Origin of the sequence: Paenibacillus sp. FSL H7-0442 (genome assembly GCF_038593105.1) — a bacterium.
In the GTDB taxonomy this organism is placed as follows: Bacteria; Bacillota; Bacilli; order Paenibacillales; family Paenibacillaceae; genus Paenibacillus; species Paenibacillus polymyxa_D.
On the sequence record NZ_CP151963.1, the window covers coordinates 2085659 to 2110639 of the forward strand.

23 protein-coding genes and 1 pseudogene are annotated in these 24981 nt (G+C 46.2%); 23 read left to right on the forward strand and 1 reads right to left on the reverse strand.

The window, feature by feature from the left end:
* Nucleotides 1-58 precede the first annotated feature (58 nt).
* The 6 genes and pseudogenes from MHH57_RS09565 to MHH57_RS09590 form a co-directional block, all read left to right on the forward strand.
* The gene (locus MHH57_RS09565; protein ID WP_081112524.1) at nt 59-706 is read left to right on the forward strand and encodes a ribonuclease HII; all 648 of its coding nucleotides are present in this window, start codon (nt 59-61) and stop codon (nt 704-706) included.
* 92 nt (nt 707-798) lie between these two features.
* Nucleotides 799-2925 carry a DNA ligase gene (locus MHH57_RS09570; protein WP_342435043.1) on the forward strand — a complete coding sequence of 709 codons (2127 nt, stop codon included), beginning with the start codon at nt 799-801 and terminating at the stop codon, nt 2923-2925.
* Nucleotides 2922-3221 (forward strand): EscU/YscU/HrcU family type III secretion system export apparatus switch protein, encoded by a 300-nt coding sequence (locus tag MHH57_RS09575; RefSeq protein WP_023988176.1) that lies wholly within the window; start codon nt 2922-2924, stop codon nt 3219-3221. Before MHH57_RS09570 ends, MHH57_RS09575 begins: the two co-directional genes overlap by 4 nt.
* Nucleotides 3221-3604, forward strand: coding sequence for a YraN family protein (locus MHH57_RS09580; protein WP_342435044.1), 384 nt, complete (start codon nt 3221-3223; stop codon nt 3602-3604). Before MHH57_RS09575 ends, MHH57_RS09580 begins: the two co-directional genes overlap by 1 nt.
* 155 nt (nt 3605-3759) lie before the next feature.
* Complete coding sequence (locus MHH57_RS09585) at nt 3760-4311, forward strand: nitroreductase (protein WP_209948030.1); 552 nt, start codon at nt 3760-3762, stop codon at nt 4309-4311.
* A 143-nt stretch (nt 4312-4454) separates the two neighbouring features.
* Nucleotides 4455-6092 (forward strand): annotated as a pseudogene (locus MHH57_RS09590) (YifB family Mg chelatase-like AAA ATPase); the annotation flags it as partial.
* Nucleotides 6093-6372: 280 nt separating this feature from the next.
* Here MHH57_RS09590 and MHH57_RS09595 read toward each other — a convergent pair.
* Nucleotides 6373-6801, reverse strand: a complete 429-nt coding sequence (locus MHH57_RS09595) for an organic hydroperoxide resistance protein (RefSeq protein ID WP_209948033.1) — start codon at nt 6799-6801, stop codon at nt 6373-6375.
* A gap of 147 nt (nt 6802-6948) precedes the next feature.
* Here MHH57_RS09595 and MHH57_RS09600 point away from each other — a divergent pair, with 147 nt between their 5' ends.
* The 17 genes from MHH57_RS09600 to MHH57_RS09680 all read left to right on the forward strand — a co-directional run bounded on the left by MHH57_RS09600 (nt 6949) and on the right by MHH57_RS09680 (nt 24966).
* Nucleotides 6949-7419 carry a MarR family transcriptional regulator gene (locus MHH57_RS09600; RefSeq protein WP_209948035.1) on the forward strand — a complete coding sequence of 157 codons (471 nt, stop codon included), beginning with the start codon at nt 6949-6951 and terminating at the stop codon, nt 7417-7419.
* A 336-nt stretch (nt 7420-7755) separates the two neighbouring features.
* Nucleotides 7756-8916, forward strand: a complete 1161-nt coding sequence (gene sucC, locus MHH57_RS09605; RefSeq protein WP_342435045.1) for an ADP-forming succinate--CoA ligase subunit beta — start codon at nt 7756-7758, stop codon at nt 8914-8916.
* A gap of 49 nt (nt 8917-8965) precedes the next feature.
* A complete protein-coding gene (gene sucD, locus MHH57_RS09610) occupies nt 8966-9895 on the forward strand; it encodes a succinate--CoA ligase subunit alpha (protein ID WP_029516983.1) in 930 nt (309 codons plus the stop codon).
* Nucleotides 9896-10121: 226 nt separating this feature from the next.
* Nucleotides 10122-11240 (forward strand): DNA-processing protein DprA, encoded by a 1119-nt coding sequence (gene dprA / locus MHH57_RS09615; protein WP_029516984.1) that lies wholly within the window; start codon nt 10122-10124, stop codon nt 11238-11240.
* 352 nt (nt 11241-11592) lie between these two features.
* Nucleotides 11593-13695, forward strand: a complete 2103-nt coding sequence (gene topA / locus MHH57_RS09620) for a type I DNA topoisomerase (protein WP_029516985.1) — start codon at nt 11593-11595, stop codon at nt 13693-13695.
* A 27-nt stretch (nt 13696-13722) separates the two neighbouring features.
* Nucleotides 13723-15063 carry an FADH(2)-oxidizing methylenetetrahydrofolate--tRNA-(uracil(54)-C(5))-methyltransferase TrmFO gene (gene trmFO, locus MHH57_RS09625; RefSeq protein WP_039274718.1) on the forward strand — a complete coding sequence of 447 codons (1341 nt, stop codon included), beginning with the start codon at nt 13723-13725 and terminating at the stop codon, nt 15061-15063.
* A gap of 26 nt (nt 15064-15089) precedes the next feature.
* A complete protein-coding gene (gene hslV, locus MHH57_RS09630) occupies nt 15090-15632 on the forward strand; it encodes an ATP-dependent protease subunit HslV (RefSeq protein WP_013309881.1) in 543 nt (180 codons plus the stop codon).
* A gap of 36 nt (nt 15633-15668) precedes the next feature.
* Complete coding sequence (gene hslU / locus MHH57_RS09635; RefSeq protein WP_029516987.1) at nt 15669-17069, forward strand: ATP-dependent protease ATPase subunit HslU; 1401 nt, start codon at nt 15669-15671, stop codon at nt 17067-17069.
* 409 nt (nt 17070-17478) lie between these two features.
* Nucleotides 17479-17886 (forward strand): flagellar basal body rod protein FlgB, encoded by a 408-nt coding sequence (flgB, locus tag MHH57_RS09640; RefSeq protein ID WP_013309883.1) that lies wholly within the window; start codon nt 17479-17481, stop codon nt 17884-17886.
* Nucleotides 17887-17892: 6 nt separating this feature from the next.
* Nucleotides 17893-18345 carry a flagellar basal body rod protein FlgC gene (flgC, locus tag MHH57_RS09645; protein ID WP_029516988.1) on the forward strand — a complete coding sequence of 151 codons (453 nt, stop codon included), beginning with the start codon at nt 17893-17895 and terminating at the stop codon, nt 18343-18345.
* Nucleotides 18346-18384: 39 nt separating this feature from the next.
* A complete protein-coding gene (gene fliE / locus MHH57_RS09650) occupies nt 18385-18699 on the forward strand; it encodes a flagellar hook-basal body complex protein FliE (protein WP_029516989.1) in 315 nt (104 codons plus the stop codon).
* A 35-nt stretch (nt 18700-18734) separates the two neighbouring features.
* On the forward strand, nt 18735-20318 hold the full coding sequence (gene fliF / locus MHH57_RS09655; protein WP_342435046.1) for a flagellar basal-body MS-ring/collar protein FliF: 1584 nt from the start codon (nt 18735-18737) through the stop codon (nt 20316-20318).
* An 11-nt stretch (nt 20319-20329) separates the two neighbouring features.
* Nucleotides 20330-21346: a flagellar motor switch protein FliG gene (gene fliG / locus MHH57_RS09660; RefSeq protein WP_013309887.1), complete on the forward strand. Its 1017-nt coding sequence runs from the start codon at nt 20330-20332 to the stop codon at nt 21344-21346.
* Nucleotides 21339-22175 carry a FliH/SctL family protein gene (locus MHH57_RS09665; RefSeq protein WP_342435047.1) on the forward strand — a complete coding sequence of 279 codons (837 nt, stop codon included), beginning with the start codon at nt 21339-21341 and terminating at the stop codon, nt 22173-22175. The genes fliG and MHH57_RS09665 overlap by 8 nt, the downstream gene beginning before the upstream one ends.
* On the forward strand, nt 22162-23481 hold the full coding sequence (gene fliI, locus MHH57_RS09670) for a flagellar protein export ATPase FliI (protein WP_029516991.1): 1320 nt from the start codon (nt 22162-22164) through the stop codon (nt 23479-23481). The genes MHH57_RS09665 and fliI overlap by 14 nt, the downstream gene beginning before the upstream one ends.
* 10 nt (nt 23482-23491) lie before the next feature.
* Nucleotides 23492-23935, forward strand: coding sequence for a flagellar export protein FliJ (gene fliJ / locus MHH57_RS09675; RefSeq protein ID WP_029516992.1), 444 nt, complete (start codon nt 23492-23494; stop codon nt 23933-23935).
* 47 nt (nt 23936-23982) lie between these two features.
* Nucleotides 23983-24966: a kinesin gene (locus tag MHH57_RS09680; RefSeq protein WP_341039248.1), complete on the forward strand. Its 984-nt coding sequence runs from the start codon at nt 23983-23985 to the stop codon at nt 24964-24966.
* Nucleotides 24967-24981: the final 15 nt, after the last annotated feature.

Genomic DNA, 24981 nt, shown 5'->3' on the forward strand with positions numbered 1-24981 from the left:
GCTAGAGCTACGGCATGAATGACGCGTTAAACTACATATAGATGGGCAGGTATTGAATATGGAAGATAAAGAGATTGTAGTGAAGGACATGCTACATTATGAAAAAAAATGCTGGGAGCAGTCTTGTGAGCGGATTGCAGGAATTGACGAGGTAGGTCGCGGATGTCTGTTTGGTGATGTTGTGGCCGCAGCAGTCATTTTACCAGTGGGTGAGTTACTGGAAGGTGTGGATGATTCCAAAAAATTGACGGATAAGAAGAGAGAAGCGTACTACGAGCTGATTATGGAGAAGGCCATTGCTGTAGGAGTTGGCTATGTAGATGCGCAGACGATTGATGATATCAATATTAAGCAAGCAGCTCGTTTGGCTATGAAGCAGGCTATTGAGGCTTTACATGTGTCTCCTGATTATTTACTGGTGGATGCAGAAAAGGTAGATGTGCCTATTCCTCAGCTCTCTATTATTAAAGGAGATGCGAACAGTCAGTCTATTGCGGCGGCCTCTATCATCGCCAAGGTAACCCGTGATCGGCTGTGCAAAGGTGAATGGGATGCGAAGTATCCGGAATATGGGATCGGTATACATAAAGGTTACGCTACCAAGTTGCATAGGGAACAAATTTTGGCGCTAGGACCTACAAAGATGCATAGACGCAGCTTTCTGGGAAATCTGTTGACGGAGCAACCGACGCTGTTTGATCTGTGATTACTTATTATGAATCGGGACAATGCCGATATAAAGGATAACTAATACCATAAGCCCCTTTTGAGTAGGGGGAGAGTGAGAGGAGGGGCGATATGAACATCGGATCTGTATTTCGGGGATTACTTGGAGATGTGAAGGCGGGAGAGGCAAAAAAACTTGATATGCAGCCAGGCCAGGTCGTAAGAGGAGTCGTATTAAAGGTGTCTGAGGACGGCGACGAGGCTGTATTGCAAATACAAGGTTCTCAGGTCAGGGCAAAGCTGGAGACCCCTCTTCAACCTGGGCAGACTACAACGTTTCAGGTTCAACCGGCTTCCCCCAGCGGAATGACGGTGCTTAAACCTTTGAACGATGTGGCCAATACACCACAGCAAACCGTAGCGCTGACAGATGTATTGGAATCGGTGGGACTGCCGGATACAGCTCAGAACAGGGAGCTTATACAGGCAATGCAAAAGAATGGTGTGCCGTTGACATCTGAAAATGCGGCTTCTTTGCGAGAAGCTATGGCGAAGCAAAGTGGCAATGTACAGTTGGGAACGTTTGTGCAGGCGGCGGCAGTTGCTTTTCAGCGGGGACTTCCATTGACGGCAGAAAGCATAAACGGATTGCGTCAAGCGATGTTTGGGCCTCCTTTAAATGATCTGTTGTCTTCGCTGGAGCAAGAACTTGAAGCGGTGTTAAAGCAGCTAGGACAGGGAACGCCTACTGACCGTTCAGTAGGGGAAGCAGCCACAATAAAAAGCACTGACCGAACGTCAGTTAGTCCAACAGGCACTTCTTCTGTGGTGATTGCAGATGGACAGGAAGGCCAAGCTTTAACATTGTCCAAGGATGCTTCTGCCTCTGCTGCTACAAAACAGGCAGAAACAGGACAACAAGTCACAGGTGGCAAGGAATTGTTAAAAGGGACTCAGGCAGCCAATCTCGCTGCTACAGTAAGCGAAGCGAGTGTTTTGGCTACAGATTCGGATACTTCGGCGGGATCTACTGCATTTGCATCCAACGGGACTGCTTCAGAAGAACCGCAAGCAGTTAGCGGGCGAGGAGCGCCAGTGGTATTGGATGCTGGTGCCAATGCGTCTGAATCGGGCGCTGCTGATGCATTAAACGGCTCCCGCGTCAAAGCGGAGCAACAACAGCAAGCTACTGCGGCAGGTACGCAGCTTAAGGATGCCGATGGTGCTCCAACTCCGGCCACGGCAGAGCCTACGGGGACGAAGTCTGCCTTAAACGCAGTCATGGCAGACCGTCCTTCCGCACAGCAAGCCGCTGGCTCTACGCTACCATCCGCGGCGAACAACGTTACTGCGCCAGAGGCGCCGCTCCAGCGGCTGCGCCTCCTGCTGCAAGAGCTGCGTGCAGCCGTGCCACCCGAACTGAGCACGGCTGCACCAGACCAGTCCACGGGAGAGGTAGCGCAGCCGGCGGCTGGCGCCTCGCGGACTGCGGATGCCGCTGCTTCACAGCCTGCGGCATCCAGCCCGCAGCTCACCCCCACGGAGGATCCGTGGGTGGGCCGCGTACTGAAGCTGCTCGGTGCAGAGCATGAGCAGCAAGTGCACCGCGCGACTACACAGGTCGCGCAAGGGGCGACGGCACGTATGGAGTCGCCAGAGGGAATGCCCCAGACACTGCCGGGATTAGCGGCTACGTCAGGCGACACAGTGTCAGCAGACGCAGCCACCGTAAAAGGTGCGCTGCTCCAGCTGATGAGCAGTGACGACCTGCCGCCCGCTTTGAAAGAGGCGGCTCAGCAGGTTGTACAGAACCTGACAGGTCAGCAGTTGCTGCTCAATACAGACCGAACGGCGCCTTTTGCACAAGTACACATGTTTATACCGTTCGTTGGACCGGACGGTCGTGAAACAGCTACGATCCAGATTCAGTCTCGCCGCGGCAAACGGGGAGAACTGGACGCCTCCAACTGTCGTCTTTGGTTTGATTTGGACATGAAGGGGCTTGGACCGACCCTGGTAGATGTCCAGGTTGTAGATCGGATTGTAAGTGTCAAGCTCCATAATGATCATGAATGGGCGGCTTCGTTGTTAACCAGTGGGCGTGAGTCCATTCACACAGCGTTGGAGTCACTAGGATACCAACTTCTATCGCTTCGTACCGAGCCCATGCCCATAAGGACTGAACAGAACAGCCTCGTCTCTTCTGAAGTACAAAGCTATGTACCTCAGCCGTATAAAGGAGTCGATCTTAAAATATGAAAGAGCCGTTGGAGCCTCCTTCTCCTTCCATAAAGAAGGCGGTCGCCCTTAAATATACGCCTGGTGAGAGCGAAGCACCGATTGTCGTTGCCAAAGGGAGCGGCCGTATTGCGGATAGCATTTTAGAAAAAGCTAAAGAGCATGGTGTTCCGGTACAGGAGGACGCTGCGCTGGTTGAAGTACTATCCAAACTTGATTTGGACGAACAAATCCCTGCTGAGCTCTATCAGTTGGTGGCAGAGGTGCTTACCTATATTTATCAAATGGATCGACTTGCATCAAGGGATGACTGGTGATGAGGAATGAGATGAAGGCTGCAGGCAAGGATCAACGGAAAGCCAAAGGAGCGATGGGCGAAGAGGCAGCGGCTTTGTTTTTAGAAAACTTGGGTTACCGTATCATAGAGCGTAATTGGCGATGCCGCAGTGGTGAAATAGATCTGATTGCCAAGCAGGAGCATACATTCGTGTTTATTGAGGTACGTAGTCGTAGTAGCTCCAAATATGGAACGCCAGCAGAATCAGTTACTGCGCGTAAAATAGCCCAAGTTCGCCAAACAGCTGCTGTATATTTGCATATGAATGGGATTGGAGATGCTCCAATCCGCTTTGACATGATTTCTGTACAATTAACTGACGAAAAGGCAGTTGTTACGGACCATTTAATAGGTGCATTTTAAAAGAGTAAGAGCTTTTGCGAAGGTAAGAGTGCGGGACTGAATTCAAATGTGCAGGTTGACAGAAAGGAAAGCTACAGGTATATTTTATTGAGAATAGTTATCATTTTCATCTTAAAATGAATATCGAGAAGTTGTACCTGTGAAGGAGGATTTACGTGACAAAGCGTACCTTTAGTGAACATGTCATAGATGTAATTCAGGAACGTCGAACGATTAAACGATTTAAATCCGACTCCATTCCGGTAGATACAATTAAAGAACTGTTGGACGTCGCTGTGTGGGCTCCTAATCATAAAATGCGTGAACCGTGGCGTTTTTTGTTGTTTGCTGGCGAAGGACGGAAAAAGCTTGCAAAAGCCATTGCAGCCGATATTGGTAAAGACAACAAGTTTGAGAGTGGAATTCTGCACAACCCGATTCAGCTTTTAGTGGTGATGGAAGAAGATCCGCGTCAAGCGGTTTGGGATGAGGATTTTGCAGCAGTCAGCGCGCTTGTTCAAAACTTTATGCTTGCTGCATGGAGCAAAGGGATCGGAACGTTTTGGGTGACAAAGCCATTTTTATACTCGCCTAAGTTCCGTGAACATTTGGGAATCCAACCGGGTGAGAAGGTAATAGGAATGATATATGCAGGCTATCCTGACGTTATCCCAGAATCAAGGCCACGTACTCCGGCAGCCGATAAGCTGACCTTGTTTGACAAATAATCTTTCGTTAGATAAACTTAGTCAAGAATTTTGAAAGCATGTTCGGAGCTAAAATTAGAACATTATATTTGCAATAAATGAAAATTTGGAAGCACCTTTTTTCATATAGGCAATGATTCCCGAGAGGGACATTTCAATATGAGGAGAGGTGCTTTTTTGATATGTATGGAAAATTACATGGAGCTTGCCTATATGGGATAGATGGCGTTCTGATCGAAGTTGAGACTGATTTGTCCAATGGCTTGCCTCAGACCGCAATTATCGGATTGCCGGATTCAGCGATTCGAGAGGCAGTAGAGCGTGTGAGAGCAGCAATCAAAAACTGCGGTTTCAAATATCCGTCCCAGCGTGTCACGATTAACTTAGCTCCTGCAGATTTGCGTAAGGAAGGCTCATCTTTTGATCTTGCTATCGCTTTAGGCTTGCTGACAACCAGCGGACAGGTTGTTTTACCAGTAGGGGAACGAACGCTGTTTATTGGCGAGCTGGCACTGGATGGCAGCATTCGTCCTGTAAATGGGGTGTTGTCTATGGTTGATCTGGCCAAGCGAGAAGGATTCGATTCCGTGCTGCTTCCTCAAGAAAACGCAAGCGAGGCTCGTCTAATTGCGGATATACGTATTTACGCTATACACCATCTGGTGGATCTTATCCCGGTTAATGAGCATGTACAAGACACCCCGGACGGCCAAGTGACCAATCAAAATTGTACTGCCAGTAAACAAGTTATAATCCATTCCTATGACCATTTATCCCAAGCAGAGCATATAGCGTTGTGCGAGCAAGAGGAACTAGCCAGTAATATGGAGGATTACAGCGATGTGCTGGGTCAGCTACACGCCAAACGTGCGTTAGTTATTGCTGCAGCAGGAATGCATAATATTTTGCTTATGGGGCCGCCGGGTGCTGGAAAAACGATGCTCATCCGCAGATTGTCCTCTATCCTGCCGCCTTTGACTGAAAAGGAGTCGCTAGAAGTGACCAAGGTATACAGCGCAGCAGGAAAATGGAAGGAGTCATCGCCCCATCTCATGCATGTTCGTCCCTTCCGTTCGCCTCATCATACGATCTCTGCTGCTGGATTGGTAGGCGGAGGAGGCATACCCAAACCAGGAGAAATCAGTCTTGCACACCGAGGGATTTTATTTCTGGATGAACTGCCTGAGTTTAGCCGTCATGTACTAGAAGTACTGCGCCAACCATTGGAAGACCACAATGTCACGATCAGTCGTTCACGTGCTGTTTTTAAGTATCCGGCGCATTTTTTACTTGCTGCCTCTTTAAATCCGTGCCACTGTGGCTTTTTCGGAAATGATACGGAACATCAGCGCTGTACCTGTTCACCTGCAGCAGTAGCCCGCTACCGTTCACGTATTTCCGGTCCACTGCTGGATCGGATCGATCTTCAGCTTGAAGTATCGCAGCCGAAGGATTGGCGGGAGGAAAAAGAATCACTGTCGTCTGCTGATATGAGAAAGCAGGTGTTGGCTGCTCGAGCAATACAAATCCGCAGATACAGCAAGCTTCCTTTTTCATGGAATAGTGAGCTGTCCGGTCAGCTGCTGCGTAAATATGCGGTATTAGAACAAAATGCAGCGGAGTTGCTTGACCAGACGATGGATGCACTTGGTTTAAGCATGCGTGCGTATGATCGAATTCTCAAGCTGTCCCGCACCATTGCAGACTTACATGAGTCAGAGAAAATTACGACTTCACATGTGGCTGAAGCTATTCAATACCGCCAGATGGATAGAGCAAATTCCAATTTTCCCGAAATGTAAAAAGGCGATAAAATTAGCAGATACAGCATGATCATTTTTATGAAAAAGTTTTTCCAAAGGATATGTATACGAGAGAAAACGGAAATAAGGACAAAAAAAAGCTCCAGGCAAAAAGACCTGGAGAAGCAAAAAAGATTATGACAATAGTGATTATACTATGAGTATATCAATTTCGTATATACGATTATGCATCATCTCCCATGTTACTTGATGGAAAAACAACAAGCCCCTCGACCAATACGGTTCAGGGGCTTGTTGTGAAATTCATTCTAACTCTATGTTACAAAACGTTCAGTTTCACTTCAATATTTCCGCGGGTAGCGCGGGAGTATGGACATTGTTCGTGCGCGCCTTCCACCAGTTTTACTGCAGTTTCATGATCGACGCCTTTTACCAGTATGTCGAGGTTTACTCCGATTCCGAAACCACCGTCTTCCACTTTGCCGAAATGGACCGTAGCTGTTACTTCAGTACCTTCATGCTTAACACGTTGCATGCGGGCAACCATATTTAAGGCACTATCAAAGCAAGCGGAATAGCCTGCTGCGAACAATTGCTCTGGATTCGTACCAGCACCGCCTGCGCCGCCCATTTCTTTTGGGGTATCAATATCTAAACGAATTTCAGGGGAAGAAGACTCGATATAACCGTTACGTCCACCAACCGCTTTTACTGTTGTTTCATACATTTTTTGTTGAATGGTCATCATAATCCAATCACTGCCTCTCACTTAACTTATATTTTACACAACTTAATTTATCAAAATAATTATTGTTTGTAAAGTATTTTATGCAATTAGAATGTACTTTGCTATATAATGTGCTAAAATAATGACGAAAGTAGGTGACTAGACAGTATGGAAAATAACTTCAATGAACACGCAGCGTTGAAACTTGATAATCAGTTATGCTTTGCCATATATGCATGCTCCAGAGAGATTACGAAGCTATACCAGCCTTATCTGGAAAAGCTCGGTGTGACGTACTCACAATATTTGGTGCTAATCGTGCTCTGGGAGCGTGAAGAGTGTACAGTGAAGGAATTAGGTGAGGCACTATATTTGGACTCCGGCACACTAACTCCGCTATTGAAGAGATTGCAGAACGCCGGGCTGATCGATCGAAAGCGTTCCACTCAGGATGAGCGTAAGGTGCTGATTTCTTTGACGACAGAGGGAATCGCATTACGGGAAAAAGCTCTGTCTGTACCTGGATGCATCCAGGAAAAAACAAGTATGACCCATGATCAATTTGGGTCGCTTCTGCTCCAATTCAATGATCTGCTCGATCGTGTTCATCAAGCGAATGTACAAATCGAAAAATCATAAGGTATTTTCAGTTGCTCTGCGAATCTTACGGCATGAGTTAATCTCCACTGAAAGAAAAAATACCTAATCATGCTTGAAGAAATAAAGTGCCTCTTAATGCGGATTAGTAATCCCATATTGTAGAGGTGCTTTTTTTGTGTGAATTTGTATTATATATAATATCCAATAATATCCAAACATTCGATTTTGGGAATGATAATGATATCAAAATACTGTAATTCATAAGGTTAAATTATAAGGAAAGCGTTTTAAAAACATGTTACAATGATGTAGGTTTAGTATAGATTTCCTTGTGAACCGCCCTTGTTGCAGTCATGTTGATAGGAGGATTCCAGAATGAATATCCATGAATATCAGGGTAAAGAAGTATTGAAACAGTACGGAGTGGCTGTACCGAACGGTAAGGTTGCCTATACGGTGGAGGAAGCCGTTGCTGCGGCAGAATCGCTTGGGAGCGCTGTTACGGTGGTAAAAGCACAAATTCATGCTGGTGGACGCGGTAAAGCGGGTGGCGTGAAAGTTGCCAAAGGTTTGGATGAGGTGCGGACTTTTGCTGCTGAAATTTTGGGTAAGGTGCTGGTGACGCATCAGACTGGACCTGAAGGTAAAGAGGTCAAACGCCTTTTGGTTGAGGAAGGCTGCGATATTCGTAAAGAATATTACGTCGGTGTTGTCGTAGATCGTGCGACTGGACGTATCGTAATGATGGCCTCAGAAGAAGGTGGTACGGAAATCGAAGAGGTGGCTGCAGCTACTCCGGAGAAGATTTTTAAAGCGGTTGTTGATCCAGCGATTGGGCTTCAGGTGTATCAGGCCCGTAAGTTGGCGTATGACATTAGTATTCCTAATGAACTGGTAAACAAAGCGGTCAAGTTTATGTTGGCACTATACGAAGCTTTTGTGGACAAGGACTGTTCGATTGCAGAAATCAATCCCTTAGTCGTTACGGGTGATGGGAATGTACTGGCGTTGGATGCCAAACTGAATTTTGATTCTAATGCATTGTTCCGTCACAAGGATATTTTGGAACTGCGTGATTTGGATGAAGAGGATGAGAAGGAAATTGAGGCATCTAAATACGATCTAAGCTATATCGCTCTGGACGGAAATATTGGTTGTATGGTCAATGGTGCGGGTTTGGCGATGGCAACCATGGATATTATCAAATATTACGGTGGCGATCCGGCCAACTTCCTGGACGTGGGGGGCGGTGCGACGACGGAAAAGGTAACCGAAGCGTTCAAAATCATTTTGTCCGATCCGAAGGTAGAAGGTATTTTCGTGAACATTTTCGGCGGAATTATGCAGTGTGACATCATTGCGAACGGCGTCGTGGAGGCTGCCAAACAGTTGGGGCTGACTCGTCCGCTTGTTGTCCGTCTTGAAGGGACGAATGTTGGGCTCGGTAAACAGATTTTAGCGGAATCCGGTTTGAATATCGTGGCAGCCGATTCTATGGCGGATGGCGCCCAAAAAATCGTCGAACTTGTTCAATAGCCTGTTTGCATTCCGATATGCCGAATAAACGATAGGGGATGTGAAGATCGTGAGTATTTTGGTCGATAAGCATACAAAGGTGATTACACAGGGGATTACGGGAAAAACGGCGTTGTTTCATGCCAAGGGTGCACTTGATTACGGTACACAAATGGTAGGTGGCACCTCTCCAGGTAAGGGGGGCACCGAGGTAGAAATTACACTGGAGAACGGACAACAGGTCAAATTGCCAGTGTTTAACACAGTGAGCGAAGCCAAGGAAGCTACTGGCGCAACAGCGAGCGTGATTTACGTGCCACCGGCTTTTGCAGCAGATTCCATTTTGGAGGCTGTAGATGCGGATTTAGATCTCGTGATTTGTATCACGGAGGGCATTCCGGTGCTTGATATGATTAGGGTCAAACGTTTTATGGAAGGTAAAAAGACCGTTCTGATTGGCCCTAACTGTCCAGGTGTTATTACACCAGGAGAATGTAAAATCGGTATTATGCCAGGTTACATTCATCTACCAGGTCATGTAGGCGTTGTGTCACGTAGTGGCACTTTGACCTATGAAGCAGTGCATCAGTTAACGACCCGGGGTATAGGACAATCTTCCGCTGTTGGTATTGGCGGTGACCCCGTTAAAGGTTCGGAATTCATTGATATTTTGCAACGTTTCAATGAGGACCCCAACACTCACGCTGTCATTATGATTGGAGAAATTGGGGGTACAGCCGAGGAAGAGGCTGCTGAGTGGATCAAGGACAATATGACGAAGCCGGTGGTTGGTTTTATCGGCGGTGTGACTGCGCCTCCGGGCAAACGGATGGGGCATGCTGGTGCCATTATTTCTGGCGGAAAAGGAACGGCTAAAGAGAAAATCGCCACGCTTGAAGCCTGCGGGATCCAGGTGGCACCGACTCCTTCCGAAATGGGCTCGACACTGGTAAGTGTGCTGGAAGCACGTGGTATTTTGAATTTGTGCACGACACATTAAATCGTGTTCCTTCATTAATATACAGGCCATAAAACGCATCGAAATTTGCCGCAGGCTAGTGTATAATGAAAGAAAGGTAAGCAACCTTTTTATCTTCTGAAACAGGGGATGAAAAGGTTGCTTTTTTTGCGTTAAGACAGGCTTATCAGGGAAACGCTTGCAAAATGACTCATTGTGCCACAAAATAAGGGAGGGTTCACTCTTCCGTGAATGGGGGAACCATAGTTTGGAAGAAAGATGGCTTTTGTTAGGCTTACATGAGTTAGAGGGAATCGGAAGAAAAACAATCCAGCGTATTTGGTCGAGTGACTATCAATTGCATGAGCTACTGCATTTTAGCGAACAAAAATGGATTGAGATAGGGTTAAGCCCTGCTCAGGCACGCATTGCGGCCCAGTGTTACGATGAAGAATGGGTGCATGAACGATATCAGCGAGTCCAATCCGGTGATATTGGAACGGTAACTTATGTGGACGAGGATTATCCCCTATTAATGAAGGAAACAGTTGATCCACCCTGGGTAATGTATACAATAGGGGATAAATCACTTTTGCATACATGTTCTGTAGCCATGGTAGGAACTCGCGTTCCCACCGCTTATGGACGTAGAGCAGCGGAGATACTAACAGAGGGATTATGTAATGCAGGGATTACAATAGTTAGCGGATTGGCGAGAGGCATTGACAGTATTTGTCACGAAACAGCCCTGCGCCGGGGAGGAAACACGATTGGTGTACTGGGAACAGCGATCGATCAAATTTATCCTCCCCAAAATGCGTCTTTATTTGCAGAGCTGGCTAGCAAAGGCTTGATCGTATCAGAGTATCCTCCAGGCACAAGGTCGCATCCGGGAATGTTTCCACAACGTAATCGGATTATAGCCGGCCTAACGAAGGGAACGCTTGTCGTCGAAGCAGATGCAAGAAGCGGTTCTTTGATTACAGCTGATGCTGCGCTAGAGGCAAATCGAGATGTGTTTGCTGTTCCCGGACCCATTACGTCACCGAAGAGTAGAGGCACGCTGAGCTTGATTAAGCAAGGAGCCAAAACAGTCACTGAAGCTTCGGATATTATTGAGGAGTATGAAGCGGATTTGCGTACAAGGGAGGTTTCTTCATACAATAGAGAGCAGAGTCCTAATCTGAAGGAGGTCTCCAAATTGCCAGAAAGTGAGACTTCTGAGGAAAACCGTGTCATACTGTTGCTCGAACAGGGAACCATGACTCTGGATGAACTGCTCGATGCTACGGCATGGGATTTTGGACTTTTACACGCAGTTCTGTTATCGTTAATCATAAAAAAAAGGATCGCCCAGCTAGCGGGCACAAAATACAAGCTTATTTAGTAGTTGTTTTTGCAAAGTCCTTAGTAAATGCACAAATTCAATTTTAAACATCAGGTGGAGGGCAGTATGGCATTTATCCGCGCCGCGGATTCCTACTCCTTCCCCACTTCCTGAAATGTGTTGAATTTATAGCTCGTACTAGTGAAGCGTTGGATTTGAACTTGGAAAAGCGACAGCGTTCGCCTTTGTAATGGAATTCTAACTTTATCGAAGGTTTATAAAATCTAAGAATTCCGTTACAAACAGCAATTGTAAGATCAATTCCATCGTGTAACTTCTCTACGAACTATAGCTCACCACATTTCAGGAAGTCTATCATACTCATGTGTGTAATTGAGAGGAGGAAGAGCCTATGGCGGATTCACTCGTCATCGTGGAATCGCCTTCCAAGGCGAAGACGATCGGCAAATACTTAGGCAGCAAATATATCGTCAAGGCTTCCATGGGTCATATCAGGGATTTACCGAAGAGTCAGATCGGCGTAGAGGTCGAAAATGATTTTAATCCCAAATACATTACCATTCGAGGTAAAGGCTCAATTCTAAAAGAATTAAAGGATGCCCGAAAAAAAGTGAAAAAAGTATATCTGGCGGCTGACCCGGATCGCGAAGGTGAGGCTATTGCCTGGCATCTAGCGCATGCGCTGGAACTGGACGATACGGCAGATTGCCGTGTGGTATTTAATGAAATTACAAAGCAGGCTGTCAAAGATGCTTTTAAAACACCCCGTAAAATCAATATGGATTTGGTCAATGCTCAACAGGCACGACGGATACTGGATCGACTTGTAGGCTACAAAATCAGCCCGTTGCTCTGGAAAAAGGTGAAAAAGGGCCTATCCGCTGGGCGTGTGCAGTCGGTTGCGGTGAAAATTATTCTGGACCGGGAAAACGAGATCAGTGAGTTTGTACCAGAAGAATACTGGACGATTACAGCTAAACTAGCTATTAAAGACAGCACCTTTGAAGCGAAATTTCATAAGCTGCGCGGTGAAAAGAAAGAACTCTCCAGCGAAGCGGATGTACAAGAAGTGTTGGAAGCTATCGGAAAATCGTCTTACAAGGTGCGCGATGTGAAAGAGAAAGAGCGTTTACGCAATCCTTCTCCTCCATTCACAACAAGTTCCTTGCAGCAGGAGGCGGCTCGGAAGCTCAACTTCCGTGCTTCTAAAACGATGTCTGTAGCTCAGCAGCTATATGAGGGTGTGGATTTAGGTAAAGAAGGGACCGTGGGTCTAATTACGTATATGCGTACGGATTCCACACGGATCGCCGCTTCAGCTCAAGAGGAAGCGAAAGAATTAATTATTCAAAAATATGGCGAAGCTTTTGTACCTGAAACTCCTCGTCAATATTCAAAAAAAGCGGCCAACGCCCAAGATGCGCATGAAGCGATTCGCCCAACCTCTGCGTTACGCGAACCGGAAACAGTTAAACCGTTTATGAGTCGGGATCAGTTCCGTTTGTACAAATTGGTATGGGAACGTTTCATGGCCAGCCAGATGGCTTCTGCTATTATGGATACTTTGTCCGTAGATATTGAAGCGGGTGAGACGATATTCCGGGCAGCAGGTTCGAAGGTTCGTTTTCCAGGTTTCATGAAAGTGTATGTAGAGGGAAATGACGACGGTAAAACCGAAGAAGATAAACTGCTGCCACCACTTCAACCAGGCGATAAATTAAAAAAAGAAGCAGTTGAGCCGAAGCAGCATTTTACACAACCGCCTCCCCGTTATACGGAAGCGCGACTTGTTAAGACGCTGGAAGAACTGGGTATAGGACGTCCAAGTACGTATGCTCCGACGCTGGAAACCATTCAGAAACGTGGGTACGTTGCTATTGAAGAGAAGAAGTTTTTCCCTACAGAGCTGGGCGAATTGGTCATCGAACAGATGGAGGAGTTCTTTCCAGAGATTTTGAATGTGGAATTTACAGCTCATATGGAAGGTGATCTTGACCACGTCGAAGAAGGCGAAGGTAATTGGGTCAAAGTGTTGAGTGACTTTTACGAGTCATTCGAGAAGCGACTTGAAGTGGCTGAAGAAGAAATGAAAGAAATTGAAATAAAAGATGAAGTATCCGATGTTATTTGTGATAAGTGTGGCAGCCAAATGGTCTATAAGCTTGGCCGATTTGGTAAATTCCTGGCCTGTTCTGCTTTTCCAGATTGCCGTAACACAAAGCCAATTGTTAAGGATATCGGGATTGATTGTCCTACATGCGGTGAGGGACATGTTGTCGAACGACGAAGTAAAAAGGGACGTATCTTTTACGGATGTGACCGCTACCCGGAATGTGATTTTGTATCCTGGGATAAACCGTCCATTAAGCCTTGCCCAAGTTGCAGTAGCCTAATGGTTGAAAAACGTACGAAACAAGGAACGAAGCTCAACTGTACTGTCTGCGATCACAGCGAAATGCTGGAAGAGAGCGATGAGAGTGTAGAGACTTCTTAAGAACAACATTAGCAGGGGGATTTAAACGTGAGTGAACTACAAAAGGTAACGGTCATCGGAGCAGGCTTGGCGGGCAGCGAAGCTGCCTGGCAAATTGCAAGCCGTGGAGTGCCAGTCAAGTTATATGAAATGAGGCCGGTTGTAAAAACACCAGCACATCATACAGATAAATTTGCCGAACTGGTATGCAGTAATTCCTTGAGGGCAAACGGCCTAACGAATGCAGTAGGCGTACTGAAGGAAGAGATGAGAATACTGAACTCCTTGATTCTGAGCGCAGCAGATCGTCATGCTGTTCCGGCTGGCGGTGCATTGGCAGTAGATCGTGACGGATTTTCCGGTCATATTACTGATACGCTTCATCAACATCCTTTGATCGAGGTTGTTAATGAAGAGCTTCAGGAAATCCCACAGGACGGTATTGTGGTTATTGCGACGGGGCCTTTAACTTCTCCAGCTTTGTCGGAACAGATTAAATCACTGATGGGAGAGGAGTATTTTTATTTTTACGATGCGGCGGCCCCGATTGTGGAAAAGGACTCTATCGACATGAGCAAGGTTTATCTGGCTTCCCGTTATGATAAGGGAGAAGCAGCGTACTTGAATTGTCCGATGAACGAAGCGGAATTTGATGCTTTTTATGAGGCTCTGATTACGGCTGAGGTAGCGCAAGTCAAGGAATTCGAAAAAGAAATTTATTTTGAAGGCTGTATGCCCATCGAAGTGATGATGCAACGTGGGAAACAAACGGCATTGTTCGGACCTATGAAACCTGTGGGTCTCGTAAATCCGCATACAGGTGAACTGCCTCACGCAGTTGTTCAGCTTCGGCAGGACAACGCTGCAGGAACGCTGTATAATCTGGTTGGTTTCCAGACTCACCTCAAATGGGGGGAGCAAAAGCGTGTATTTTCAATGATTCCGGGTCTTGAAGAGGCAGAGTTTGTACGTTATGGTGTGATGCATCGCAATACCTTTATTAATTCACCGCAGCAACTTCATCCAACCTATCAGTTCAAGGGAAGAAGTAATCTATTCTTCGCCGGACAAATGACCGGTGTAGAGGGATATGTGGAGTCGGCAGCTTCTGGTCTGCTGGCCGGGATGAATGCGGCACGAGCAGCACGTGGACAGGAAATGTTTGTATTTCCTGCAGAAACGACATTAGGCAGCATGGCGCGGTATATTACGACCGCTGATTTTAAACATTTTCAACCGATGAATGCAAACTTTGGTTTGCTTCCAAAGTTGGAAAAACGGATTCGTAACAAAAAGGAAAAGAATGAAGCTCTCGCTAGTCGCGCGTTGGAAAGTTTGCGCGGTTATATCAATGAAACGGGAGTTATATCAGCTGAAGTACAGGCATAGGGATGAAGGAAAAGGAGGAGCGCGTTATGGATATGTCCTTTCATGCTACCACCATCTGCGCTGTACGCCACAATGGCAAAGGAGCTATTGCGGGTGATGGACAGGTAACGTTCGGTAACAGTGTTGTAATGAAGCAGACGGCAAAAAAAGTACGCAGATTGTATCGTGGTCAGGTCGTTGCAGGATTTGCGGGTTCGGTGGCCGATGCTATCACGTTATTTGAAAAGTTTGAAAATAAGCTAGAGGAACACCACGGAAATCTTCAAAGAGCAGCCGTGGAACTGGCCAAGGACTGGCGTCAGGATCGTATCCTGCGTAAACTGGAAGCGCTTATGATTGTGATGGACTCTTCCGGGATGCTGCTCATTTCTGGAGGCGGCGAAATTATCGAGCCGGATGATGATGTGCTTGCCATTGGCTCAGGTGGCAATTTTGCATTGGCTGCTGCCCGCGCTTTCAAACGCCATGGCTCTGGCATGGAAGCAAAGGACATGGCACGGGAAGCGCTAGAGGTTGCTTCGGAAATATGTGTGTATACGAACAATCAGATTATCGTGGAAGAACTGTAAATCGGCTCTGAGTATTCAAGGGTGGAGGAGTGCAAAATGAATAATCAATCGTTGACGCCCAGACAAGTGGTATCCGAGCTGGATAAGTATATTGTCGGACAAAAGGAAGCAAAAAAATCTGTTGCTGTTGCCTTGCGCAACCGCTATCGGCGTAGCAAGCTGCCGGATGACATACGGGATGAAATTGTGCCTAAAAATATTTTGATGATCGGACCGACTGGTGTGGGTAAAACTGAAATTGCACGTAGACTTGCACGGCTCGTGGGGGCTCCTTTTGTCAAGGTAGAGGCGACCAAATTTACAGAAGTAGGTTACGTCGGTCGTGATGTGGAATCCATGGTGCGTGATCTGATGGAAACCTCCATTCGCATCGTCAAGTCGGAACGAACAGAGAATGTGAAGGACAAAGCGGAGGACATGGCAAATGAACGGATTGTCAGCATCCTTGTACCTGCAGAAAAGTCAAACAAATCGCAACGTAATCCCTTTGAAATGCTGTTTGGCAATAACACGGGAACTTCGGTAGAAGAAGAACCACCACAACAGGATGGATCTTTGGCAGAAAAGCGCCGTAAGGTTAAATTCGATCTGTTGTCCGGTAAGCTTGAGGATGATGTCATAGAGATTGATGTGGAGGATACTGCACCCAATATGCTCGATATGTTTGCTGGGCAAGGGAATGAACAAATGGGTATGAATATGCAGGAGATGTTCGGAAGTTTTCTGCCCAAGCGGACGAAGAAGCGCAAGCTGCCAGTCAAGGAAGCTCGCAAGGTGTTGATTCAAGATGAAGCCGCCAAATTGATCGATATGGACGATGTGATTCAGGAGTCTGTGAAGCGTGCTGAGCAATCGGGTATTATTTTTATCGATGAAATAGATAAGATTGCCAGCCAGGGTAAGGGGAGTGGCCCCGATGTGTCGAGAGAAGGCGTCCAGCGCGATATTTTACCTATTGTCGAGGGATCTACCATCATGACCAAATACGGTCCGGTAAGAACAGATTACATTCTGTTTATTGCTGCAGGAGCTTTTCATGTTGCAAAACCATCTGACCTGATCCCTGAGCTTCAGGGCCGTTTTCCAATCCGTGTGGAATTAAGTAGCCTGACTTTGGATGAGTTTGTGTCGATACTGACGGAGCCTAAAAATGCGCTGACCAAGCAATACACTGATCTACTCCGTACCGAGGAGATTGAAGTCGAATTTTCTGCGGAAGCGATTCGTGAGATTGCCAGTATTGCTGAGTCTGTAAATCGCAACACCGAAAATATTGGCGCACGTCGTTTGCATACCATTCTAGAAAAGCTGCTGGAGGATCTGTCGTTTGAAGCACCAGAGCTTACATTGGATCGTATGATCATTACCCCGGAATATGTACGTGAGAAGCTGGGAGATATTGCCCAAAACAGGGACCTTAGTCAGTATATTTTATGAATAGGGTTTTCTAAAAATAGGGTGTGTGGTCCAGAATAACACTATCTTGCACCGTCATTTAGACCTAGATAATGGTCAAGTTGATGATTTTTCTGTCTATTCCAAAAGTAGGACGTATAATCTTTTACAGGTGTAAAGTGCTAAGAAAACATTCATTTTCTTGAAAAAAACCTGAAAAATTTAACAATTTATGCATCTAAAGCCCTCTTTTTTTAAAAAGATAGGGCTTTTTTCTTATTGTAATTAGGTCCCAACTCTACGAAACTTAGAATATATGACAGAAAGTTATTATTTTCTACTTAAGACCTAAAAGAAATGTATAATTATGAAATTTTATTGTCGAAAAAAAGTGAAAAATCTTGTTTTATTGAATCTTACTTTGGAGTAGACGCTGGGAGGGAGGAGCTAAATGAATCTGCTGGGTGATATGAGCTTTCAAAAGCTTCAGGCAGGTGTACAGGCGGCAAATACGAGACAACGTGTGATGGCTGACAATATTTCCAATGCGGATACCCCGTATTTTAAGCGTTCGGAGGTTTCATTTGAAGAACTGCTTCAGCAGCAAATGGACGGGGATGTCACACCACTACGTGGAAAAGTAACCAATTCAAGACATTTTCAAATAGGACCTGTGAACTCCATTCCAGATGCCACGGTCACCAAAGATGGGTACTCAGTCATGAATAACAATATGAACAACGTAGATATCGACAGAGAAATGAGTCTTATGGCTGAAAATCAACTAAGATATAATACCTACATCCAAGAAATTAATGAGCGCATCAAGATGATGAGAACAGCGGTAGAAGGGAGATAGGAATAGGTGAAGATTAACAACGGCTTTGATATTAGTGCGTCTGCTCTTACTGCCCAACGGTTGCGGATGGACGTTATATCTAGCAACATTGCCAACGCAGAGACAACTCGGGCGAAAGTAGAGAATGGACAAGCAGTTCCATATCGGAGAAAAACGGTTGTTTTGGAGCCGAACCAATCTGGCTTTGCCGATGTTTTGAAGGCTCAAATGGAAGGAAGTAGAACTAGCGCTGCTGGCGTTAAGGTTTCGCAAATTCAGGAAGATCAGTCACCTTTGAAGCCTGTGTACAATCCGGGTCACCCGGATGCTGATAAAGATGGCTATGTATATATGCCTAATGTAGACATTATGAAAGAAATGGTCGACATGATTTCCGCAACACGCTCATACGAAGCCAATGTAACAGCTCTGAATGCATCAAAGGCTATGGTTTCCAAAGCGCTTGAAATCGGTCGCTAAGCTCTAGGACTACTAATTACTTAATAGGGAGAGTAAAACATGATTCAGAACGCCATGTTTAATGTACAGACACCGGTAATACAGCAGATTCAATCGCCTAACAATGAGTTGGCGAAAGCGACGCCTTCCGAATCCTTGAAGGACTTTGGTTCCTTCCTAAAGGATGCTCTCAATGAAGTAGGGCAGCAGGAAGCCGCTACGCACCAGATGTCCGACCAATTCATGGCAGGCAAAGTTGATGTAGATCAGGTCATGATCACTTCCCAACAAGCGCTGCTTTCCCTGCAGCTTACTACACAGGTCCGAAACAAAGCGATCGAAGCCTATCAGGAGATCATGCGTACACAGATGTAAAGAGGGTTTAGCAAAGTTTCGGATGGGGTGACGGAGTGAACGAGAGAATCGCCCAATATCGGGATAAGATTTCCGGGTATTGGAATAATTTTAGCAAAAAACAGAAGATATTACTTGTTTCGACATTAGCATTCATCATTATCGCTGTTGTAGTGCTAACGATGCAGTTTACCAAAACCGAGTATGAAGTGGCTTTCCGAAATTTAAATGCTAACGATGCTGCCGGAGTCATTAAATATCTCGATTCTGCGGGTATACCGTATCAACTTAATGCTGGTGGGACACAAATCTCAGTCCCAACCGCTAATGCGGATAAGGCGAAGGTAGATGTTGGGTCTCAAGGCCTGATTCAGAAGGGTTCAATCGGCATGAGCGCTTTTGACCAGTCCTCCTCTGCCATTGGCATGACGGAGAACGAGTTCAATGTGAAGTACAATAATGCATTGAACGGCGAAATACAGCAACTGTTGGAACGGATGGATGGTGTCCAAAGCTCCAAAGCTGTCATTAATATGCCAAAGGAAAACATTTTTGCCGGACTTGAGGAAAAGGACAAAGCCTCCGCTTCGATTCAAATGGAATTCGAGCCTGGCTTTACTCCAAATCAGCAGGCGATCGATGGATACTTTAATCTGGTAAAAACGGCAGTACCGAATCTTCCAGTGGAAAACATTACGATCACTAATAAGGAATATGAGTTGATTCCAACGGCCAAGGGCGGCCAAGGTGGGCTCACTAGTGGTGTTCAAGAAAACATGGCTCTACAGAAGAAGTTTGAGAGCGATGTAAGGAATAATGTTCAACAATTTTTGTCGAAAATTGTTGGAGACGACAAGGTAAATGTACTTGTGATGTCCCAGCTAAATTTCGACAAAGTAACATCAAAGGAACAAATGGTCACACCTGTTGACCAAACGAAAATGAAGGGTATTGAAATTAGCGCCCAACAAATTCAGGAAAGCTATACAGGTAGTAGTGGACAAACCGGAGGAGTTGCAGGAACAGGAACACAGGATGTTCCGGGCTACCCCGGAGGAGCTAATTCCGGCAATACCAGCTCAGATAAGAGCTCAAGTACGATTAACTACGAAGTTAACCGAATTGCAAGGGATATTATCCAAAGTCCGTATACTGTAAAAGATTTAACCATTAATGTAGCAGTTGAACCACCAACAGGTCAGCAAACGTTGGATACTGCAACTCAGACAGCAATTCAAAATATTTTGGTTAATATCGTAAGAGCGTCGTTGGCGAATTCTGGTACTACAATTACAGACGCTGATTTGGCTAAGAAGGTTTCGGTGTTCTCACAAGCAGTTCCGGCGCCTGCGAGCACAAATACATTCTTCTCAGCTTCCAACCCTTGGCTATGGGGCATCGGAGCTGCTGTTCTGGCACTGCTGGCGGGTGTAATCTTCCTCATCGTACGCGGTCGTCGTAAGCAGGAAGAAGAGTTGGATGAAGAATTGCAACTTATGCCAACGCCGACGGAGTTCCCGTCTATTACCATGGAAAGTGTGACAAATGAAAGTCAAGTGCGTAAACAGCTTGAAAGTCTGGCGAAAAAGAAACCCGACGAATTCGTCAATCTGCTTCGTACATGGCTGGCTGACGAATAGAGGTGAGTTCATTGGCAAAGGCAAGCAGTCAAGGTTTAACGGGAAGACAGAAAGCAGCTATACTTCTGATCACAATGGGACCAGAGGTATCTGCTCAAATATTCAAGCATTTGCGTGATGAGGAGATCGAGCAACTTACATTGGAAATTGCCAATGTGCGGAAGGTCGATGCCATTGAGAAGGACTCCATCATGGCCGAGTTTCATCAAATTTGTTTGGCTCAGGAGTACATTTCCCAAGGCGGTATTAATTACGCTAAAGAAATATTGGAAAAAGCACTCGGATCGCAAAAAGCAGTTGAGGTCATTAACCGTCTAACAGCGACGTTACAGGTAAGACCCTTCGATTTTGCCCGCAAAGCTGATCCAAACCAGATATTGAATTTTATACAGAATGAGAATCCGCAAACGATTGCTCTCGTGCTTTCGTACTTGCAATTCGAGCAGGCGGCTGCAATTCTGTCGTCTCTGCCACAGGAAAAGCAGGCAGATGTGGCCCGGCGTGTCGCTGTCATGGACAGTACATCTCCGGAAGTTATTTCCCAGGTGGAACGAGTGTTGGAGCAAAAGCTGTCTGCAACCGCGACGCAGGATTATACGAATGCAGGTGGTATCGAGTCCATTGTTCAGATTTTGAATGGCGTAGACCGCGGAACCGAACGTACGATTCTCGACTCGCTTGAAATTCAAGATCCAGAACTGGCTGAGGAAATTAAGAAAAGAATGTTCGTGTTCGAGGATATCGTCAATGTGGACAACCGTTCCATTCAGCGCATTGTCCGCGATATCGACAATGCAGATTTGCAATTGGCGCTTAAAGTATCCAGTGAAGAAGTACGTGATGTGATTTTCCGAAATATGTCGAAACGTATGGCAGAAACCTTCAAAGAGGAAATGGAGTACATGGGACCGGTGCGGTTGCGTGATGTGGAAGAAGCACAGACACGTATCGTATCGACGATCCGCAGATTGGAAGAGGCCGGTGAGATTATAATCGCACGCGGCGGAGGAGATGACATCATTGTCTAACTTGATCAAATCTTTCCAATATGTTCCTGTAGAGGCTTTGAAAACAATTGATGTGGCACATACGTATGCGCCAGAAACGACGGACGAAGAAATCACAACTGAATATACGGAGCCGGAGCCTCAGCGAGATCATGAGGCTGAACGGCTACGGGATGAAATGCTGAAAGATGCTAAGGATTTTGCCGAACGTCAGGTTCGCGAGGCAGCTGAAGAAGCGGAACGGATGCTTCAGGAGGCGCAGCAGCAGATTGAAGCCTGGTGGCAGGAGCGACGCGAGCATGACGATCAGCTGACTCAGTCGTTAAAGGCTGATGGGTTTCAGCAAGGATATGAAGAAGGTCAGAAGCTGGCTGAGGTCGAGCTTCAGACGAAATCAGAGCAGATGATGGAAGAAGCACAGGATATTCTACGTCAGGCCTATGAGATAAAGGAACAACTAATTCAGGAAGCTGAGCCTTTTCTGGTTGAACTGAGTAGTGCTATTGCTGAGAAGGTCATTGAGAAACAGCTTAGCCTTGAGCCGGACTACACAATTGAATTAATTCGTAAAAATTTGGCTCGTAAGCGGGAAAAAGGAACCATTACATTGTGTGTGTCGCCTCAGCATTTCGCATTTGTGCAAGGTGCACGAGAAGAATTGTCATTAACTGTCGATTCGCAGGCAGAACTGCAAATTATTCCTGATGGTACCGTGAAAGATCGCGGTTGTGTTATCCGTTCTTCTTTTGGGAGCGTGGATGCGCGGATTGATACGCAATTAGCTGAGATCAAAAAGGAACTACTGCGTCTGGCACATGAGAATGAGGAGCGAAGACATGAAGGGGCTTAATACGCAGCGCTACATGGATCATTTGCGCCAGCTGGACCCGGTTCGGGTAAATGGCAAGGTTACGCAGGTTATCGGCCTGATGGTTGAATCGGAAGGTCCGGATGCCAGTATCGGGGATGTTTGTTACATTTATCCGGGTAAAACGGCAAAGCCGTTGCAAGCGGAGGTTGTAGGCTTCAGGGACAATAAAGTGCTTCTAATGCCACTTGGAGAACTGCAATCCATTGGTCCCGGTTGTGATGTAGTAGGAACAGGGAAACCGTTGAATGTGCAGGTCGGGTCGGAACTGTTAGGCAAGGTGCTGGACGGCTTGGGTCAGCCTCTGGATGGCTCATTGATTCCCTCGCGAATGGCGAGATATTCAACCTTCAATATTCCGTCCAATCCGCTGAATCGTCCGCGTGTGCAGGAACCAATCAGTATCGGGGTGCGCGCTATTGACGGGTTGCTTACTATCGGTAAAGGACAACGGGTTGGTATTTTTGCAGGTTCGGGTGTAGGTAAAAGTACCTTGATGGGAATGATTGCCCGTAATACGGAAGCTGATGTGAATGTAATCGCCTTGATCGGGGAACGTGGACGCGAGGTGCTGGACTTTATTGAACGGGATTTAGGTCCGGAGGGACTAGAACGTTCCGTGGTCATTGTGGCAACTTCCGACCAACCTGCGTTAATCCGTATTAAGGGTGCACTTATTGCAACGACGATCGCGGAATATTTTCGGGACCGCGGGTTGAATGTCATGCTGATGATGGATTCAGTTACCCGGTATGCGATGGCCCAACGTGAAGTCGGCCTAGCCGTAGGGGAGCCACCGGCAATGAGAGGGTACACACCTTCCGTGTTTGCTAGTCTACCTAAGCTTCTAGAACGTGCAGGGACAGGCCCTACTGGCTCCATAACCGCTTTCTATACGGTACTGGTCGATGGTGATGATATGAACGAGCCCATCGCGGATGCGGTGCGCGGGATTTTGGATGGACACATTGTCTTGAATCGTGGAATTGCGAACAAAGGACATTTTCCGGCAATCGATGTGTTAGCGAGTATTAGCCGGGTTATGAAGGATATCGCACCACGAGATCAGATAGACGCTGCCGAGAACATTAAGCGCTTGATGGCCATTTACAAAGATTCGGAGGACCTGATTAATATTGGGGCCTATCAGCAGGGTTCAAATGCAGAAATTGACGAATCCATGGAGCGTATACGGGATATATGGGATTTTACAAGACAAAGAACAGATGAAAAGGCTGAGCTGGACGAGGTAAGAGAGCGTTTGATTTCTGAATTTACGAGGAGATGAAGGTTGAACGATGAGATTTCAGTATTCCTTTCAGAAAGTTGTAGACTTGAAAACCAACGAAAAGTCACAGGCCGAATGGTTGCTTTCCAGTGCTGTTGGACAATTGCAGGCTGAGGAGCAGACATTAACACAGCTTGTAGGCGAAAGGAATCGAGTCATATCAGCCATTCAAAAGGCTGCCGAGGATTGCGCACCACTCTCTACCATTCAGGAATTACAGGCTTATGTTAATCATCTGGACCAATGTATTACACGCAAGCATAGGGATGTTCAATATGCGCAGCAAAATGTGCAAAGCAAACAAACCGTTTTGACCGATAAAATGCTGGATGAACAGGTTTGGCTGAAAGCGAGAGAGAAGGCCAACGTGAAATTCCAACAGGAAGTGCTCCTGCGCGAGCAGAACGAGCTGGATGAAATGGCTTCCGTGCGATTTGCCATGAAAGCCCGGTAAGCGGAAAGTCATAGGATACGCATATCAGCTGCCTGAGGAGGAAGACGATGGCACAGAAGTTAGCAGAAAATGAACTGGACATTGATTTAGGAAAAGAATCAGGCGGGGGATTTGAACGGTTTATGTTTTTCCTGATTCCGATTGTGTTCACAATCGTTCTGGTCGGGGTCCTGCTTACATTGTTCAATATGGACTTCAGAAGCGAAATGATTTCATTAGGGAACAAAATACCAGTTGTTAAAAATTGGGTACCTGAACCGAAAGATAAGGCTACACAGACGAAAGAGGCAGATCAAAAGGCTCAGTCCGAAAGTTCTGAAGCAACCATTCAGCAGTTAAAGGCAGATCTAGCCAAGCAGACGGAGGAGCTTAAAAAGGCTACCGCTGCTAAGACGACACAAGATAAAAAGGTTACTGAACTGCAGAATCAGGTCAATACGCTCCAAACGCAACAGGAACAGCAGCCACAGGCCAGTCAGCAGGGACAGGCTGGTACGCAAACTACAGGTGGAACAACAAATGAAGATCCTTATGTAAAACAGGCCAGAGATCTTGCTAGTATGTATGAAGGAATGACAGCTAGTAAAGCGGCACCGATTATGGAGAATCTGACTACGGAAGAGACTGTGCAGCTGCTAAGCTACATGGACCCTGCCAACAGTGCGAAGATTTTGCAAAAGATGGACGCTAAAAAAGCAGCCGATATTACTATGGCTCTGAAAAACGTAACGCCATCTACGGATTTGTCAGTTGCTGCGTTGCAGTCTCGTCTGAAAAAGGATCAAGGTACCACAGCTGGCACGACGAGTAAGAGTTTGCAAAGCACTCAAATCAGTAGCACATTTGCTTCCATGGACAAGAAGAGCGGTGCCGAACTTATTTTGCAAACTTACAAAATCAGTCCAGACAAGGCATTAAACATATTAAATACAGTAGATGATTCGACACGTGGTTCTTTACTACAAAATATGTCTGCCAAGGATGCGGCTCAGACCGCAAAAATTTTAAACAAACTGATGGGCAGTAAGTAATTTAAATGAAGGGAG

What these genes read in the sequence shown, in the direction of transcription:
- MHH57_RS09565 (WP_081112524.1), top strand. Translation starts at nt 59, where the DNA reads ATGGAAGATAAAGAGATTGTAGTGAAGGACATGCTACATTATGAAAAA.
- MHH57_RS09570 (WP_342435043.1), top strand. Translation starts at nt 799, where the DNA reads ATGAACATCGGATCTGTATTTCGGGGATTACTTGGAGATGTGAAGGCG.
- MHH57_RS09575 (WP_023988176.1), top strand. Translation starts at nt 2,922, where the DNA reads ATGAAAGAGCCGTTGGAGCCTCCTTCTCCTTCCATAAAGAAGGCGGTC.
- MHH57_RS09580 (WP_342435044.1), top strand. Translation starts at nt 3,221, where the DNA reads ATGAGGAATGAGATGAAGGCTGCAGGCAAGGATCAACGGAAAGCCAAA.
- MHH57_RS09595 (WP_209948033.1), bottom strand. Translation starts at nt 6,801, where the DNA reads ATGATGACCATTCAACAAAAAATGTATGAAACAACAGTAAAAGCGGTT.
- MHH57_RS09600 (WP_209948035.1), top strand. Translation starts at nt 6,949, where the DNA reads ATGGAAAATAACTTCAATGAACACGCAGCGTTGAAACTTGATAATCAG.
- sucC (WP_342435045.1), top strand. Translation starts at nt 7,756, where the DNA reads ATGAATATCCATGAATATCAGGGTAAAGAAGTATTGAAACAGTACGGA.
- topA (WP_029516985.1), top strand. Translation starts at nt 11,593, where the DNA reads ATGGCGGATTCACTCGTCATCGTGGAATCGCCTTCCAAGGCGAAGACG.
- hslV (WP_013309881.1), top strand. Translation starts at nt 15,090, where the DNA reads ATGGATATGTCCTTTCATGCTACCACCATCTGCGCTGTACGCCACAAT.
- hslU (WP_029516987.1), top strand. Translation starts at nt 15,669, where the DNA reads ATGAATAATCAATCGTTGACGCCCAGACAAGTGGTATCCGAGCTGGAT.
- flgB (WP_013309883.1), top strand. Translation starts at nt 17,479, where the DNA reads ATGAATCTGCTGGGTGATATGAGCTTTCAAAAGCTTCAGGCAGGTGTA.
- fliE (WP_029516989.1), top strand. Translation starts at nt 18,385, where the DNA reads ATGATTCAGAACGCCATGTTTAATGTACAGACACCGGTAATACAGCAG.
- fliI (WP_029516991.1), top strand. Translation starts at nt 22,162, where the DNA reads ATGAAGGGGCTTAATACGCAGCGCTACATGGATCATTTGCGCCAGCTG.
- fliJ (WP_029516992.1), top strand. Translation starts at nt 23,492, where the DNA reads ATGAGATTTCAGTATTCCTTTCAGAAAGTTGTAGACTTGAAAACCAAC.
- MHH57_RS09680 (WP_341039248.1), top strand. Translation starts at nt 23,983, where the DNA reads ATGGCACAGAAGTTAGCAGAAAATGAACTGGACATTGATTTAGGAAAA.